A 16514-nucleotide genomic window follows, 5' to 3' on the forward strand; every position below is an offset into this window, starting at 1 on the left:
TGCCACCAGAACAAAATCAAAACAATTAAAATTTCAGAACCGGACTACAGAAATACCGGCACAAATAACTGAATCAGACATTCCAAAAGTACAGAAAGATAAATTCATTCTTAAAATTTAAAAATATCTATTTTGCACATGAAAAAACCATGTATTAATTTCCACTCCCGGGACGTCCAGGGATAGAAAACAAAATCAAAAGAGGATGATCAGATGAAAAATAGAAAAGTAGTCAAAGAAAATCTTTCTCGAATCACTTCCGGCCCGGAGAACTTCGGCTGGGCGCCTTTGGCATGGGCTCACACTGAAGACTAACCAACGTTAACGCGCGGCAACAACCTTGCCGCGCACTTTTCAATCTGGAGAGTTAAATGTCACCTTCAAGAATGATATCAACCCTCTTCGGCGATGAAGAGCCATCAATCATTGCTGACTCGGACTCTTTCCTTCAGGAATGTAAGCTCTGGGGCTTCAAAACGGCCAATATCTCGGAACTGATGGAGCTGCCCAAAAGCAGCATTGTTTTTTCATTCAGCAATGCTGCTGCAAAAAGAACTTTTGAGATTGCAAAAAATACCAAAACCAAAAAAAGCATCTTTTGTGCGACCCAAGTGTTCGAGCCGACATTACCCACTGCGCTTTATAGCCTGAGGCTTCTGCTCAACAGCGATTTCGATCGTTCACTTCGCACGCAACGATCTGTACTGAACATGCTGAATTCAAACCACGACTTTTCCTTGTATGGTAACGAGGCAGATGCGACGGTTTCAATTCTCCCCCATGCACAGCCCTATGCACTTCTTTCCGAAGATATCTCTGAAAATTTTGTTCAGTCCGTTGCGGAATTCTTTGAAGTCCATTACGCACACATGAACGCTCAGGAACCTTGCCCATTTTCTTTCACCGGCACATTAAAAGTGGCAGGAATTTTAACGGTACTCAGGAAACACAATTAAATATTGCCAGAGGGTTTGAGAGCCTCCCTGAAATGGCTGAGCGATCGAATATCCATAGAAGGTGCTTTTTTATCAATAAGTGACAACACAATCACTTCATTAAAATTAAACAACGAGGAGCAAATTAAACTTCTTGATCTCGCAGCAGGTTCTCGCGGACTTAAGCTGACAGAGTTCGCCATTGGGGTGAACGAAGAAATTTCATCGAGCATCGATTACAGGGTCAACTCGCAGATGAATGAAGGAATCAGTGGTGTCCATTTAGCTATCGGTGACGGATCCAGTGGATTCCACATCGACTTTCTTAGCCCCTCCGTCAGTGTCGGTCCAATCCACTAGCTGAATTGGAAGGTCCGCAGAAAACAGAAGCGAAAAATCATGTCGCGACAGTATTCCGGCAATCCCTGTTTGGGAGCGAGCAAAACCCGCTCCCACAGTTTTATTGCGCGGTAGCCTTCAGGCCCGTGAGCAACAGCCGCTGAAACAGCTCTTCCTTCAATCCGTCCGGGTTGGTGAGTTGCATCCGCTCCAGGTGCTCCGGAAACAATGAAGCCTCTGGCGCGTCCAGCGCCGCCTTGCCCAGTTCCAGAATCTCGGTCAGCTTGAACTTGCTCTTGAGCCAGTTCAGCGCCCGCAGCAGATCGCGTTCCACCTCAGTGAAATCGCAGCCCAGCGGATACTCCGGAAACAGATTCGGATGTCGCGCGGCAATCGCCTGCAAGCGTTGTGGCGTGTTGTAGGCAAAGCGCGGATCGAGGCGGAAATCCTTCGGCAGCTTGCCGACTTTCTGCGCGCGCTCGATCAGCCCCGACTGGAAGCGTGAATCGCTGATGTTGAGCAGCGCCTCGATCACCGCCGCGTCGCACTTGCCGCGCAGATCGGCAATGCCGTACTCGGTGACCACGATGTCGCGCAGATGCCGTGGAATCGTGCAGTGGCCGTAATCCCAGACGATGTTCGAACTGACTTCACCGCCGGATTCGCGCCAGCTGCGCAGCAGCAGAATCGAGCGTGCGCCCTCCAGCGCATGGCCCTGGGCGACGAAGTTGTACTGCCCGCCGACGCCGCTGAGCACCCGCCCGTCTTCCAGTTGATCGGCCACGCCGGCACCGAGCAGGGTCATGGTGAACACCGTGTTGATGAACCGTGCGTCGAGGCGCTGCAAACGCTTGAGTTCTTCCTGGCCGTACAGCTCGTTGATGTAGCTGATGCGGGTCATGTTGAATTCGAGGCGCTTGCTGTGCGGCAACTCGTTCAGGCGTTCGTAGAAACTGCGCGGCCCGAGAAAGAAGCCGCCATGCACCGAGATCCCGTCAGTTTGTGCCGCTTCATCCAGCGTGCCGGCATTGGCCTGTTGCTGGGTCGACACGTCCGGGTAGACCTTGCGCCGGAGGATGCCCGCCTCCACCAGCACCAGCAGGCCGTTGACGAACATTTCGCTGCAACCGTACAGGCCCTTGGCGAACGGCCCGACACCGCCTTCGCGCTCGATCAGTTGCGCCCACTGGCTGAGGTTCACCTCGGCAAGCAAATCCTGATAACCCGCGTTATCCGCCTGCCGGGCCAGCAGCGCGGCGGTCAGCGCATCCCCCATCGAGCCGATGCCGATCTGCAAAGTGCCACCGTCGCGTACCAGGGTGCTGGCGTGCAGGCCGATGAAATGATCCTGAAACCCCACCGGCATGTTCGGCGTGGAAAACAGGGTGCTGCTGTCCTTGTCGTCGATCAGCAGGTCGAAGGTGTCGATATCGACCTCGGCGTCGCCGGGCATGTACGGCAGATCGGTATGAACCTGACCGACCAGCAGAATGGTCTCCCCGGCCGCCCGGCGTTTGGCGATCATCGGGAACAGGTCGAGGGTGATGTCCGGGTTGCAGCTCAGGCTCAGGCGATCGGGGTGTTCGCTGCTGCTGGCGAGCAACTGCGCCACCAGGTTCAGGCCAGCGGCGTTGATGTCGCGGGCGGCGTGGCTGTAGTTGCTGCTGACGTAATCCTGCTGGGCCGGCGCGCTGTTGAGCAGGCTGCCGGGCTGCATGAAGAACTGCTCGATGCGGATGTTGGACGGCAGGCTGTCGCGGTGCAGATCAGCAAGGAATTCCAGTTCCGGGTAATCGCCAAAAACCCGCTCGACGAAGGGTTCGATGAAGCGCTTCTGCAAACCGTCGCCCAAGGCCGGACGACCGAGGCACAGGGCGGTGTAGATCGTCAGCTGCCGTTCGGGCAATCCGGCAATGCGCCGGTACAGCGCGTTGACGAAGGGATTAGGTTTGCCCAGCCCCAGCGGCAGGCCCATATGGATATGCGCCGGTAGCCGCGCCAGCACGTCGTCCACTGCCTGCTCGATCGAACACAACTGCACCATCTGAAGCCTCCCGCCCGTTCCGTGAATAGAGGTACGACCGAGATTGCCGGTTGTTTGCTGCAATGAACAGCCTCAGGCCCGAATCGCGGGCACAAAAAAACCGTCCGAAGACGGTTTTTTTCGTCAGAAGCGCGGCTTATTTCAGGCCGGACATCTTCTCGATCGCGCCTTTGAGCTCGGCATCGGAGCAATCGGCGCAGGTGCCTTTTGGCGGCATGGAGTTGATGCCGGTGATGGCCTTGGCCAGGATGCCGTCGAGGCCGCCCTGGTGATCGGCGCGTTCTTTCCACGCCGCGGTGTCACCGATTTTCGGCGAACCCAGCAGGCCGGTGCCGTGGCAAGCGTTGCAATGTTTGGCAATCACTTCATCAGGCGTCTTGGCGCCACCACCGCCGCCGGCAGACGCGGCCACCTCCATCCCCTTGCACTCTTTGCCCTGAACACACACCTGGCCGACGGGCTCGAGACGTTTGGCAATGTCGTCATTCGTCGCAGCTTGAGCGCTGACAGCCCAGAGGGCCAGTACGGTTGCTGGTGCGGCCAGCATTTTCATAATTAGGTTCACGCGTTCACCCTCAATGGTGGCTATTCACGCCTGCGGCCACGGTTCGCAGGCGGGCGCAAGTATAGCGGTAAGCCCGCCACACTGAAACAACCCCAAAGTTAAAGGGGTCTTGTTGCGCATCGGTCAAACAGTCTGGACACCTTCGCCGTAGTGGCCTGGCGCCTCTTGGTTTAGAAATTCGCCGGCGTGGCTGCGCTGATTAGTCGCGCAGGCAAGTCGAACGGATTGCGGAAACGATGCGGCTTGGTACTTTCAAAGTAGTAGCTGTCGCCGGCTTCGAGAATAAAAGTTTCAAGACCCACCACCAGTTCCAGCCGCCCTTCCACCAGAATCCCGGTTTCCTCGCCTTCGTGGGTGAGCATTTCCTCGCCGGTGTCAGCGCCCGGCGGGTAGATTTCATTGAGGAACGCGATGGCCCGGCTCGGGTGCGCGCGGCCGACCAGTTTCATGGTCACGGCGCCGTCGGAAATGTCGATCAGCTCGTTGGCCTTGTAGACGATCTGGGTCGGAACTTCCTGCAGGATCTCTTCGGAAAAGAACTCGACCATGGACATGGGAATCCCGCCCAGCACCTTGCGCAGCGAACTGATCGAAGGGCTGACGCTGTTCTTTTCGATCATCGAAATGGTGCTGTTGGTGACGCCCGCGCGCTTGGCGAGTTCACGCTGGGAAAGCCCTTTGAGCTTGCGGATCGATTGCAGTCGTTCACCGACGTCCAAGGCGGGAGCCTCCTGATGTTGTAGAAATATTGAGCGTTATCATGGCGACAGCGTTCAGTATTTACAACACTTGGCCCCCGCAGCGGCTTCAGCCCTCGGAATAGAGCCTTGGCACCCGGCGCAGGTTGCAGAAAATCTGGTACGGAATGGTGTCTGCCCACTTCGCCACGTCGCTGGCGAGGATGTTTTTGCCCCACAGCTCGACGGTCGAACCGAGGCCGGCTTCCGGCACGTCGGTGAGGTCGATGCACAGCATGTCCATCGACACCCGGCCCAGCAGGCGGCTGCGTTTGCCGGCCACCAGCACTGGCGTGCCGGTCGGTGCCTGACGCGGATAGCCGTCGGCGTAACCCATGGCGACCACCCCGATGCGCATCGGTTTGTCGGTGATGAACCGTGAGCCGTAACCGATCGGCTCACCGGCCGGCAGCTCGCGCACGCTGATGACTTTCGATTCGAGGGTCATCACCGGCTGCAGGCGCTCGGCCACAGCGTTGGCTTCTTCGAACGGCGTGGCACCGTAGAGCATGATCCCCGGGCGCACCCAGTCGCTCGGAATCTGCGGCCAGCCCAGCACGGCCGGCGAGTTGCGCAGGCTGACTTCGGCGGCCAGGCCCTGACGCGCCGCCTCGAACACTGCAACCTGATCGGCGCTGCTCTGCTCGTGCAGTTCGTCGGCGCGGGCGAAGTGGCTCATCAGGACAATCTTCGCCACCTTGCCGCTGGCCAGCAGCCGCTGATAACCCGACGGGTAATCCTTGGGGTGCAGACCCACGCGGTGCATGCCCGAGTCGAGCTTCAGCCAGACCGTGATCGGTTTGCTCAACGCAGCCTGTTCGATTGCCTCGAGCTGCCACAGCGAATGCACGACACACCAGAAATCGTGCTCAACGATCAGCGCCAGCTCATCGGCCTCGAAAAAGCCTTCGAGCAGCAGCACCGGCGCGCGAATGCCAGCGGCGCGCAGCTCCAGGGCTTCTTCGATGCAGGCCACGGCAAAACCGTCGGCCTCGGCCTCCAGCGCCTGGGCGCAACGCACCGCGCCATGGCCGTAGGCATCGGCCTTGATCACCGCCAGTGCCTTGGCACCGGTGACTTCACGGGCGATACGGTAGTTGTGACGCAGGGCTTGAAGATCGATCAGGGCACGGGCAGGACGCATGGCGGCAGACTTCTAGGCGGTCATGGGAATAAAAACCGGCGCTGGCTGACGGCGTGAACCGCCAACAGCGCCGGGAGAGGATCTTGTGAAAACCGGTTATGGCAGCGTGGCGACCACGGACATTTCAACCAGGATGTCCGGCTTGGCCATCTTCGCTTCGACGGTGGCGCGGGCCGGGGCAGCGCCTTTGGGCAACCACTGGTCCCACACCGAGTTCATTCCGGCAAAGTGCGCCTCGATGTCGTTCAGGTAGATGGTCACCGACAGCAGATGGCGCTTGTCGGTGCCGGCCAGATCCAGCAGCCGCTCGATATTGGCGAGCACATCGCGGGTCTGCTGTTCAATCCCGGCATTGAAGTCATCGCCGACCTGCCCGGCCAGATACACCGTGCCATTGTGGCTGACGATCTGACTCATGCGCTCATTGGTGAGCTGGCGCTGGATTGCCATGTTTCGCGGACTCCTGGGCTTTGTAGCCATAACGGGAAATATCGAGGCCTTCGGCACTGATCTGCGGTTTTTTCTTCGCCATCAGGTCAGCCAGCAGACGACCGGAGCCGCATGCCATCGTCCAGCCGAGCGTGCCGTGACCGGTGTTCAGGAACAGATTCTTGAACGGGGTCGCGCCAACGATCGGGGTGCCGTCCGGGGTGGTCGGACGCAGGCCGGTCCAGAAGCTGGCCTCGGCCAGATTGCCGCCCTGAGGATAAAGGTCGTTGACGATCATCTCCAGGGTTTCGCGCCGACGCGGATTCAGCGACAGGTCAAAACCGGCGATCTCCGCCATGCCGCCGACGCGGATGCGGTTGTCGAAACGGGTGATCGCGACCTTGTAGGTCTCATCGAGAATGGTCGAAGTCGGGGCCATCGCCGGGTTGGTGATCGGCACGGTCAGCGAGTAACCCTTGAGCGGGTACACCGGCGCCTTGATGCCCAGCGGCTTGAGCAGTTGCGGCGAGTAGCTGCCGAGCGCCAGCACGTAGCGGTCGGCGGTTTCCAGCTTGCCATCGATCCACACGCCGTTGATGCGGTCACCGGCGTAGTCGAGGCGCTGGATGTTCTGGTCGAAACGGAATTCCACACCCAGATTCGCAGCCATTTCGGCGAGACGAGTAGTGAAGATCTGGCAGTCGCCGGTCTGGTCGTTTGGCAGACGCAGGGCACCAGCGAGGATATCGGTGACACTGGCCAACGCCGGTTCAACGCGGGCGATGCCGGCGCGGTCAAGGACTTCGAACGGCACGCCGGACTCCTTCAGGACGGCGATGTCCTTGGCCGCGCCATCGAGCTGGGCCTGGGTGCGGAACAGCTGGGTGGTGCCCAGGCTGCGGCCTTCGTAGGCGATGCCGGTTTCGGCGCGCAGTTCGTCGAGGCAGTCACGGCTGTACTCGGACAGACGCACCATGCGCTCCTTGTTCACCGCGTAACGGTTGGCGGTGCAGTTGCGCAGCATCTGCGCCATCCACAGGTATTGGTCGATGTCGGCAGTGGCCTTGATCGCCAGCGGCGCGTGGCGTTGCAGCAGCCACTTGATGGCCTTGAGCGGCACGCCCGGCGCGGCCCACGGCGAGGCATAACCCGGCGATACCTGGCCGGCGTTGGCGAAACTGGTCTCCATGGCGGCGGCCGGCTGCCGGTCGACCACCACCACTTCAAACCCGGCACGGGCCAGATAGTAAGCACTGGCGGTACCGATGACGCCGCTACCCAAGACCATAACGCGCATTTTTGTATCCCTCATCGCGGCGTGCCGCCGACGTGTGTTGTTAGAGCAATGATGCGCGCAGTGTAAGAAAGAATGACCAGTGCTTTTCACTGTATAAGCGCCTATATTTGGCGACAATTCTCGGCAAAAACCCTTTTCACGGAGGCGCATCCCCTATGCGTACCAACACTCAGACCAAACGTGAGCTGGACAAGATCGACCGCAACATCTTGCGGATCCTGCAGGCGGACGGGCGGATTTCCTTCACGGAGCTGGGGGAAAAGGTCGGCCTCTCCACCACGCCCTGCACCGAGCGGGTGCGCCGTCTGGAGCGTGAAGGGATCATCATGGGCTACAACGCCCGGCTGAATCCGCAGCACTTGAAGGGTAGTCTGCTGGTGTTCGTCGAGATCAGCCTCGACTACAAATCCGGCGACACTTTCGAAGAGTTCCGACGCGCAGTGCTGAAGTTACCTCACGTGCTGGAGTGCCATCTGGTGTCAGGGGATTTCGACTATCTGGTGAAGGCGCGGATTTCCGAGATGGCCTCGTACCGCAAGCTGCTGGGCGATATCCTGCTCAAGCTGCCGCACGTGCGCGAATCCAAGAGCTACATCGTGATGGAAGAGGTGAAAGAGAGCCTGAATCTGCCGATTCCGGACTGACAGGAGATAGCGCCAACAGCGCCCCCTGACTAAACCAGTACCTGCCGATTCTCTGCCATGTACTCGAACACCTGCTTTTCCACCCGAGGATGAATCAGCTCCACCGGCCGCCGCCCATTGGGGCATGGCAAAGTCTGGGTGGTGCCGAACAGCCGGCAGATCAACGGGCGCTCGTCATACACCGTGCAGCCATTCGGCCCCAGATGCACACAGTTGAGTGCTTCCATGGCCGCATCCTGCTCGGCGCGGGTCTTGCGCGGCAGGCGCGCCATTTCTTCCGGCGACGTGGTGACCGGCCCGCAGCAGTCGTGACAGCCCGGCACGCATTCGAACGTGGGAATCTGCTGACGCAGGGTGCGGATTTTCTGGCTGTTGCAGCTCATTGCAGCGATAACCGACGGGGAACAGGTGGCGATTGTGCCGCAAAAGCCGCGATCCAGACACCACGGGCCGACCAATGTTGCCCACCTCCGGCCGTGCGGCTTATGCTCCGTCAAATTTTCTCGACACCCGCATCAGGATGACGCCCATGAATGCCCGCGCCCACGCCTCCGCGAGCCAACCCCACGTTGCCTCTTACTACGCCGCCAGCAGCCTGGCGCAGCCCGATCATCCGGCGCTGCAAGGCGAGCTGACGGCCGACGTGTGCGTGGTCGGGGGCGGTTTTTCCGGGCTGAACACCGCGCTGGAACTGGCCGAGCGCGGCCTCAGCGTGGTGCTGCTGGAGGCGCACAGGATCGGTTGGGGCGCCAGCGGTCGCAATGGCGGGCAACTGATTCGCGGGGTCGGTCATGGCCTCGATCAGTTCGCCAACGTGATCGGCACCGACGGCGTGCGTCAGATGAAACTCATGGGCCTGGAAGCGGTGGAAATCGTCCGACAGCGTGTCGAGCGTTTTCAGATCCCCTGCGACCTGACCTGGGGTTATTGCGACCTCGCCAACAAGCCCCGCGACCTCGAAGGCTTCGCCGAAGATGCCGAGGAGCTGCGCAGCCTCGGCTACCGCTACGAAACCCGCCTGCTGCAAGCCAATGAGATGCATACGGTGGTCGGCTCCACGCGCTATGTCGGCGGCTTGATCGACATGGGCTCCGGGCATCTGCATCCACTGAACCTGGCCCTGGGCGAGGCAGCGGCGGCGCAACAGCTTGGGGTCAAACTGTTCGAACAGTCGGCGGTCACCCGCATCGATTACGGCCCGCAAGTCCGCGTCCACACGGCACGAGGTACGGTGCGGGCGAAGACCCTGGTGCTCGGTTGCAACGCCTACCTCAACGGCCTCAACCAGCAGCTCAGCGGCAAAGTGCTGCCCGCCGGCAGCTACATCATCGCCACCGAACCCTTGAGTGAAGAGCAGGCCCACAACCTGCTGCCGCAGAACATGGCGGTCTGCGACCAGCGAGTGGCGCTGGATTACTACCGGCTCTCGGCGGATCGGCGCCTGCTGTTCGGCGGGGCCTGTCATTACTCGGGGCGCGATCCACAGGACATCGCCGCGTACATGCGGCCGAAGATGCTTGAGGTGTTCCCGCAGCTCGCGACAGTGAAGATCGATTATCAGTGGGGCGGGATGATCGGCATCGGCGCCAACCGCTTGCCGCAGATCGGACGCCTCGCCGAACAACCGAATGTGTATTACGCCCAGGCCTACTCGGGACACGGCGTGAACGCCACGCACCTGGCGGGCAAACTGCTGGCCGAAGCGATCAGTGGCCAGCACAGCGGCGGTTTCGATCTGTTCGCCAAGGTGCCACACATCACCTTTCCCGGCGGCAAGCATCTGCGCTCGCCGTTGCTGGCCCTGGGGATGTTGTGGCATCGGCTCAAAGAGTTGCTCTGAAGTTTCTGCGTTGATCGTTCCCGCGCAGAGCGTGGGAACGATCGTCCGCCGGGATTCAGATCCTCCAGAACGGCTTCAACCCTTCTTCCAGCGCCTGCTCACGGGTCAGCCCGATATCCTTGAGCTGCTCCGGCGTCAGGTTACGCAACGCCCTGCGCGTGTGCAGACGATGCCAGAACAGGTCCCAGCGACTCAGGCCGGACGGCGCGTTGCGCATGACTTCACTACGCGTACTGTCCTGTTGCCCCGCCTCCAGTTCCTGACTGTGTAACGTCAGCCGCACATCGCTCAAGCCGTTCATTTTCAATGCTCCTGTTTACTTGGGTAGCCAGAGATTCCATGATGCGCGGGCGAGCAAAAGCATTACAGATTCAACCAATCTGTATTAACTCCATACAGATTGATCGACCGAAACTCTGAATTGTCGATTTTTGCCGCATCTGTACCGGTTTGCCGAATCATCCGTACCGAGGCAGTGCCATGACCCTTTATGTAAATCTCGCCGAATTGCTCGGCACCCGCATCGAACAAGGCTTCTATCGTCCCGGTGATCGCCTGCCGTCGGTGCGCGCCTTGAGCGTCGAGCACGGGGTCAGCCTGAGCACGGTGCAACAGGCTTACCGGATGCTGGAAGACAGCGGCCTGGCCACGCCCAAACCCAAGTCCGGGTACTTCGTGCCGGTCGGTCGCGAACTGCCGGAATTGCCTGCGGTGGGCCGTCCGGCGCAGCGGCCGGTAGAGATTTCCCAGTGGGATCAGGTGCTGGAATTGATTCGCGCGGTGCCACGTAAAGATGTGGTGCAACTGGGGCGCGGCATGCCGGACATCAGTTCGCCGACCATGAAGCCGCTGCTGCGCGGGTTGGCGCGGATCAGTCGCCGTCAGGACATGCCCGGTCTGTATTACGACAACATCCACGGCACCCTCGAACTGCGCGAACAGATCGCCCGGCTGATGCTCGATTCCGGTTGCCAGTTGAGCGCCAGCGATCTGGTGGTCACCACCGGTTGCCATGAAGCGCTGTCCACCAGCATCCATGCGATCTGCGAACCCGGCGACATCGTCGCGGTGGACTCGCCCAGCTTTCACGGCGCCATGCAGACCCTCAAGGGCCTGGGCATGAAGGCGCTGGAGATCCCCACCGACCCGCTCACCGGCATCAGCCTCGAAGCCCTGGAACTGGCGCTCGAGCAATGGCCGATCAAGGTCATTCAGCTCACCCCCAACTGCAACAACCCGCTCGGCTACATCATGCCGGAGGCGCGCAAACGTGCGCTGCTCAACCTGGCACAGCGCTTCGACGTGGCGATCATCGAGGACGATGTGTATGGCGAACTGGCCTACACCTACCCGCGTCCGCGCACGATCAAGTCCTTCGACGAGGACGGCCGCGTGTTGCTGTGCAGCTCATTTTCCAAGACCCTCGCGCCGGGCCTGCGCATTGGCTGGGTGGCGCCGGGCCGGTATCTGGAACGGGTGCTGCACATGAAATACATCAGCACCGGCTCCACCGCACCGCAACCACAGATCGCCATTGCCGAATTTCTCAAGTCCGGCCATTTCGAACCGCATTTGCGGCGGATGCGCACGCAATACCAGCGCAATCGCGACGTGATGATCGACTGGGTGACCCGCTACTTCCCGGCCGGCACCCGCGCCAGCCGTCCCCAGGGCAGCTTCATGCTGTGGGTCGAACTGCCGGAAGGTTTCGATACCCTGAAACTGAATCGTGCGCTGCACGATCAGGGCGTACAGATTGCCGTCGGCAGCATTTTTTCCGCCTCGGGCAAGTACCGCAATTGCCTGCGAATGAACTACGCTGCCAAACCAACGCCGCAGATCGAAGACGCGGTGCGCAAGGTCGGCGCGACAGCGATCAGACTGCTGGCCGACAACGACTGACTTTTCTCGAGCAACCAGCGTCCATATGCCGACACCCGCCGACAATCGGAACGATCTCACGTGAGCTTCAGACAGCCCCTACTCGCTCTGCTGCTACTCGCCTCGTTCCTTGGCGGTTGCGCAACCCTCGACGCACCGCGCGAACCGAGCCAGGCGCTGCCCGCGTCCGGCTCCAGTTTCGGCCGCTCGATCCAGGGCCAGGCGGCGCCGTACAAGGGGCAGTCCGGATTTCGCCTGCTGTCCAACAGCACCGAAGCCTTCACCGCCCGCGCCGAACTGATCCGCAGCGCGCAAAGCAGCCTCGACTTGCAGTACTACATCGTCCACGACGGCATCAGCACCCGCATGCTGGTGGAAGAAGTGCTGAAAGCCGCCGACCGTGGCGTGCGGGTGCGAATCCTGCTGGATGACACCACCAGCGACGGCCTCGACCTGATCATCGCCACACTGGCGGCACATCCGCAGATCCAGATTCGCCTGTTCAACCCGCTGCACCTGGGACGCAGCACGGGCGTCACCCGCGCCGCCGGGCGCCTGTTCAACCTGTCGCTGCAACATCGGCGCATGCACAACAAACTGTGGCTGGCGGACAACAGCGCGGCGATCGTCGGCGGACGCAATCTGGGTGACGAGTATTTCGACGCCGAGCCCAATCTGAATTTCACCGACATCGACATGCTCAGCGTCGGGCCGGTGGCCGAACAGCTCGGACACAGTTTCGACCAGTACTGGAACAGCGCACTCAGCAAACCGATCGACGAATTCCTCTCCAGCAAACCCACCCAGAAAGACTTGCAGAACACCCGCACACGTCTGGAAGAATCCCTGGAGGAAACCCGCAAGCAGAATCACGCGCTGTATCAGCAACTGATGACCTTCACCACCGAGCCACGCATGGACATCTGGCGCAAGGAGCTGATCTGGGCCTGGAACCAGGCGCTGTGGGATGCACCGAGCAAGGTGCTGGCCAAGGATGAACCCGATCCGCAATTGCTGCTGACCACGCAACTGGCGCCGGAGCTGAACGGTGTCAGTAAAGAGCTGATCATGATTTCGGCCTACTTCGTGCCGGGTCAGCCGGGGCTGGTGTACCTGACCGGACGCGCCGATGCCGGAGTCGCCGTGAGCCTGCTGACCAACTCGCTGGAGGCCACCGACGTACCGGCGGTGCATGGCGGCTATGCGCCGTATCGCAAGGCGTTGCTGGAGCACGGCGTGAAACTGTTCGAACTGCGGCGCCAGCCTGGGGATAACTTCGGCAGCGGCCCGCATGTGTTTTACAGCAAGTCCTTCCGTGGCTCGGATTCCAGCCTGCACAGCAAGGCGATGATCTTCGACCGGCAGAAATCGTTTATCGGCTCATTCAACTTCGACCCGCGCTCGGTGCTGTGGAACACCGAAGTCGGCGTGCTGGTGGACAGCCCGGAACTCGCCGCCCACGTCCGCGAACTGGCCCTGCAGGGTATGGCCCCGGCGCTGAGTTACGAGGCGAAACTACAAGATGGGCGGATCGTCTGGGAAACCGAGGACAATGGCCAGAAACATATCCTGACCAAGGAACCCGGGAGCTGGTGGCGGCGCTTCAATGCGTGGTTCAGCACCACGGTGGGACTTGAGCGGATGCTCTAGCCGCCTCAGGCAGGTTCGGCGACAGTGCCAAACGCGCCCTGCCGCGACACCAGAATCACCAGCCCGAACGCCCCGATCGCCATCAGCAACGGCAGCGCATGCCCGGTGAGCCACTGGCTCCCCGCACCCGCCATCAACGGCCCGATCAGGCAGCCGACACCCCAAAGTTGCGCGATGTGCGCATTGGCCCGCACCAGCGCATCGTCACGGTAGCGCTCGCCGATCAGAATCAGCGACAGGGTGAACAACCCACCGGCACTGGCGCCGAACAGCACCCACAGCGGCCAGATCAGCAAGGTATCGATCAACAGCGGAATCGCCAGGCTCGACAGCAGCAACGCCAGCGCGCATCCGGTGAACAACGTGCGCCGCGACAGGTAATCGGCCAATGCCCCAATCGGCAGTTGCAGCAGCGCATCACCGACCACCACGGTACTGACCATCGCCAAGGCGATTTCTGCGGTGAAGCCCTGTTGCAGGCAGTACACCGGCAGCAACGTCAGGATCATCGCCTCGAACGCAGCGAACAACGACACCGCCCAGGCAATCGCCGGCAACTCACGACTGAAACCCCACAAATCACCGAAGGTCACGCTGCTGGCCTCGCTGCTCGGCGCCCCGCTGCGACCCAGCAACAGCAACGGCGAAACCATCAGCAGGCCGACGCCGACCCAGAAGCCGTAGTCATGCTCGGTGCCCAGTACACCGAGCAGCAACGGCCCGGACAACTGGCTCAACGCATAACTGCTGCCGTACAGCGCCACCAGGCGCCCGCGCCATTGCTCGACCACCAATTGATTGATCCAGCTCTCACCGAGGATGAACACGATGGTCAGGATCACCCCGATCATCAACCGCAGCACCAGCCAGATCGGATAGCTCGGCAGCAGCGCCAACAGACCGATGGACAGCGCTCCGGCCCACAGGCACAGGCGCATCAGATTGGCTGTGCCGAGCCGCGCCGCCAGATGACTGGAAATTTTCGCCCCCAGCAACACGCCAATCGCCGGCATCGCGGCCATCACGCCGATGGCGAACGAGCCATAGCCCCAGCTCTCCAGGCGCAACGACACCAGCGGCATGCTGACCCCCAGGGCCAGGCCGACACTCAAGACAGACGCCAACACGGCGAAATACGTCGCCCACCGCATGTTCCACGCTCCTGTGGATATTTATTTGCCACACATAACAAATGTGGGAGCAGGCTTGCCCGCAAATACGCCTGCACCTTCAGCCCATCGGCTGACTGATACACCGCATTCGCGGGCAAACCCGCTCCCACAAGGGATCTCTGGGTTGTCCGGGAGCCTGACCGGGCAGGCTCCCGTCAACGGATTACAGCTTGATCCAGGTCGCCTTCAGTTCGGTGTACTTGTCGAACGCATGCAGCGACTTGTCGCGACCGTTGCCCGACTGCTTGAAGCCGCCGAACGGTGCGGTCATGTCGCCGCCGTCGTACTGGTTGACCCACACGCTGCCGGCACGCAGGGCCTTGGCCGTCAGGTGCGCCTTGGAGATGTCAGCCGTCCACACCGCTGCCGCCAGACCGTACGGCGTGTCGTTGGCGATGTTGATCGCTTCCTCGGCGGTATCGAAAGTGATGACCGACAACACCGGGCCGAAGATTTCTTCCTGAGCAATTTTCATCGCGTTGCTCACGCCGTCGAAAATCGTCGGCTCGACGTAGGTGCCACCGGTTTCCTGCAGGATACGCTTGCCGCCAGCCACCAGTTTGGCGCCATCGGTGTGGCCCGACTCGATGTAGGACAGCACGTTGTTCATCTGCTGGGTGTCCACCAGCGCACCGACGTTGGTGGCCGGATCCAGCGGATTGCCCGGTTTCCAGGCTTTCAGGGCCTCGATCACCAGCGGCAGGAATTTGTCCTTGATCGAACGCTCGACCAGCAGGCGCGAACCGGCGGTGCAGACCTCGCCCTGGTTGAAGGCGATGGCGCTGGCGGCGGATTCGGCGGCTGCTTGCAGATCCGGGGCATCGGCGAACACGATGTTCGGGCTCTTGCCACCGGCCTCCAGCCAGACGCGCTTCATGTTCGATTCGCCGGAATAGATCATCAATTGCTTGGCGATCTTGGTCGAACCGGTGAACACCAAGGTGTCGACGTCGTTATGCAGGGCCAGCGCCTTGCCAACGGTGTGGCCGTAGCCCGGCAGCACGTTGAGCACGCCTTTCGGAATGCCGGCCTCAACCGCCAGGGCAGCGATACGGATGGCGGTCAGCGGGGATTTTTCCGACGGCTTGAGGATCACCGAGTTACCGGTCGACAGCGCCGGACCCAGCTTCCAGCAGGCCATCATCAGCGGGAAGTTCCACGGCACGATGGCACCGACCACGCCCACGGGTTCACGGGTCACCAGACCCAGTTGATCGTGCGGGGTCGCGGCGACTTCATCGTAGATCTTGTCGATCGCTTCACCGCTCCAGCTCAGCGCTTGCGCCGCACCCGGTACGTCGATGTACAGCGAATCGCTGATCGGCTTGCCCATGTCCAGGGTTTCGAGCAGGGCCAGTTCCTCGGCGTGCTGCTTGAGCAGGCCGGCGAAACGAATCATGGTGGCTTTGCGTTTGGTCGGCGCCAGGCGCGACCAGACACCGGAATTGAAGGTGGCGCGGGCGTTTTCCACGGCGCGCTGGGCGTCGGCGGCATCACAGCTGGCAATCTTGCCCAGCAGACGGCCGTCGACCGGGCTGATGCACTCGAAGGTTTCGCCGGAAACGGCGTCGGTGTACTCGCCATTGAGGTAAGCGCGGCCTTCGATCTTCAGGTCGCTGGCGCGTTGTTCCCAGTCGGCACGAGTCAGGGTGGTCATTCGAGAGTCCTCCTCTTGTTGAATACGAGCGCCGCGCGATCTTCGCCAGCGTCCTCGGGAATTCTGCCCGGCCAGCCTGCTTTTCGGCCCAAGGCACCCGCCACCCTAAACCAGCGGCCGGGTTTGTTTCAATATATTTGACATAAGGTCGCCATACAGCCTTGCGGTGTTCAATTTAAT

Annotated in this window: 15 protein-coding genes; 5 read left to right on the top strand and 10 right to left on the bottom strand. The window is 60.8% G+C overall.

All coding sequences use genetic code 11. The annotated features are described in order from the left end of the window. Positions 1-371: 371 nt before the first annotated feature. Positions 372-956 (top strand): hypothetical protein, encoded by a 585-nt coding sequence (locus N8H74_RS02090; RefSeq protein ID WP_262146020.1) that lies wholly within the window; start codon positions 372-374, stop codon positions 954-956. A gap of 439 nt (positions 957-1395) precedes the next feature. On the opposite strand, the gene N8H74_RS02095 is transcribed toward N8H74_RS02090, so the two are convergent. The 6 genes from N8H74_RS02095 to dadA form a co-directional block, all read right to left on the bottom strand. Next, complete coding sequence (locus tag N8H74_RS02095) at positions 1396-3318, bottom strand: acetyl-CoA hydrolase/transferase C-terminal domain-containing protein (RefSeq protein WP_262146021.1); 1923 nt, start codon at positions 3316-3318, stop codon at positions 1396-1398. 136 nt (positions 3319-3454) lie between these two features. Further along, complete coding sequence (locus N8H74_RS02100) at positions 3455-3871, bottom strand: c-type cytochrome (RefSeq protein ID WP_217829631.1); 417 nt, start codon at positions 3869-3871, stop codon at positions 3455-3457. Between the two features lie 182 nt (positions 3872-4053). Beyond that, positions 4054-4602, bottom strand: a complete 549-nt coding sequence (locus tag N8H74_RS02105; protein WP_008086779.1) for a cupin domain-containing protein — start codon at positions 4600-4602, stop codon at positions 4054-4056. An 88-nt stretch (positions 4603-4690) separates the two neighbouring features. Beyond that, on the bottom strand, positions 4691-5764 hold the full coding sequence (alr, locus tag N8H74_RS02110; RefSeq protein WP_262146023.1) for an alanine racemase: 1074 nt from the start codon (positions 5762-5764) through the stop codon (positions 4691-4693). A gap of 96 nt (positions 5765-5860) precedes the next feature. After that, positions 5861-6214 (bottom strand): RidA family protein, encoded by a 354-nt coding sequence (locus N8H74_RS02115; protein WP_217829241.1) that lies wholly within the window; start codon positions 6212-6214, stop codon positions 5861-5863. Continuing rightward, positions 6186-7490 carry a D-amino acid dehydrogenase gene (dadA, locus tag N8H74_RS02120; protein WP_217829240.1) on the bottom strand — a complete coding sequence of 435 codons (1305 nt, stop codon included), beginning with the start codon at positions 7488-7490 and terminating at the stop codon, positions 6186-6188. Before dadA ends, N8H74_RS02115 begins: the two co-directional genes overlap by 29 nt. A 155-nt stretch (positions 7491-7645) precedes the next feature. Between dadA and N8H74_RS02125 the strand changes: the two genes are divergently transcribed. Next, complete coding sequence (locus N8H74_RS02125; RefSeq protein WP_003206849.1) at positions 7646-8134, top strand: Lrp/AsnC ligand binding domain-containing protein; 489 nt, start codon at positions 7646-7648, stop codon at positions 8132-8134. A gap of 29 nt (positions 8135-8163) precedes the next feature. On the opposite strand, the gene N8H74_RS02130 is transcribed toward N8H74_RS02125, so the two are convergent. Beyond that, positions 8164-8517: a YkgJ family cysteine cluster protein gene (locus tag N8H74_RS02130; protein WP_262146024.1), complete on the bottom strand. Its 354-nt coding sequence runs from the start codon at positions 8515-8517 to the stop codon at positions 8164-8166. 146 nt (positions 8518-8663) lie between these two features. Between N8H74_RS02130 and N8H74_RS02135 the strand changes: the two genes are divergently transcribed. Beyond that, positions 8664-9974 carry an FAD-binding oxidoreductase gene (locus N8H74_RS02135; RefSeq protein WP_262146025.1) on the top strand — a complete coding sequence of 437 codons (1311 nt, stop codon included), beginning with the start codon at positions 8664-8666 and terminating at the stop codon, positions 9972-9974. A 55-nt stretch (positions 9975-10029) separates the two neighbouring features. Here N8H74_RS02135 and N8H74_RS02140 read toward each other — a convergent pair whose 3' ends face one another. Then, positions 10030-10275 (bottom strand): DUF1127 domain-containing protein, encoded by a 246-nt coding sequence (locus N8H74_RS02140; RefSeq protein ID WP_262146026.1) that lies wholly within the window; start codon positions 10273-10275, stop codon positions 10030-10032. 179 nt (positions 10276-10454) lie between these two features. Between N8H74_RS02140 and N8H74_RS02145 the strand changes: the two genes are divergently transcribed. Together N8H74_RS02145 and N8H74_RS02150 are read left to right on the top strand one after the other, a co-directional pair. Continuing rightward, complete coding sequence (locus N8H74_RS02145; RefSeq protein ID WP_217829236.1) at positions 10455-11876, top strand: PLP-dependent aminotransferase family protein; 1422 nt, start codon at positions 10455-10457, stop codon at positions 11874-11876. Positions 11877-11936: 60 nt separating this feature from the next. Then, on the top strand, positions 11937-13505 hold the full coding sequence (locus tag N8H74_RS02150) for a phospholipase D family protein (protein WP_262146028.1): 1569 nt from the start codon (positions 11937-11939) through the stop codon (positions 13503-13505). Between the two features lie 5 nt (positions 13506-13510). Here N8H74_RS02150 and N8H74_RS02155 read toward each other — a convergent pair whose 3' ends face one another. Together N8H74_RS02155 and N8H74_RS02160 are read right to left on the bottom strand one after the other, a co-directional pair. Continuing rightward, on the bottom strand, positions 13511-14656 hold the full coding sequence (locus N8H74_RS02155; protein WP_262146029.1) for an MFS transporter: 1146 nt from the start codon (positions 14654-14656) through the stop codon (positions 13511-13513). Between the two features lie 184 nt (positions 14657-14840). Next, positions 14841-16334 carry an aldehyde dehydrogenase gene (locus N8H74_RS02160; protein ID WP_262146030.1) on the bottom strand — a complete coding sequence of 498 codons (1494 nt, stop codon included), beginning with the start codon at positions 16332-16334 and terminating at the stop codon, positions 14841-14843. Positions 16335-16514: the final 180 nt, after the last annotated feature.

Source organism: Pseudomonas sp. B2M1-30 (assembly GCF_025447575.1).
GTDB lineage: Bacteria > Pseudomonadota > Gammaproteobacteria > Pseudomonadales > Pseudomonadaceae > Aquipseudomonas > Aquipseudomonas botevensis.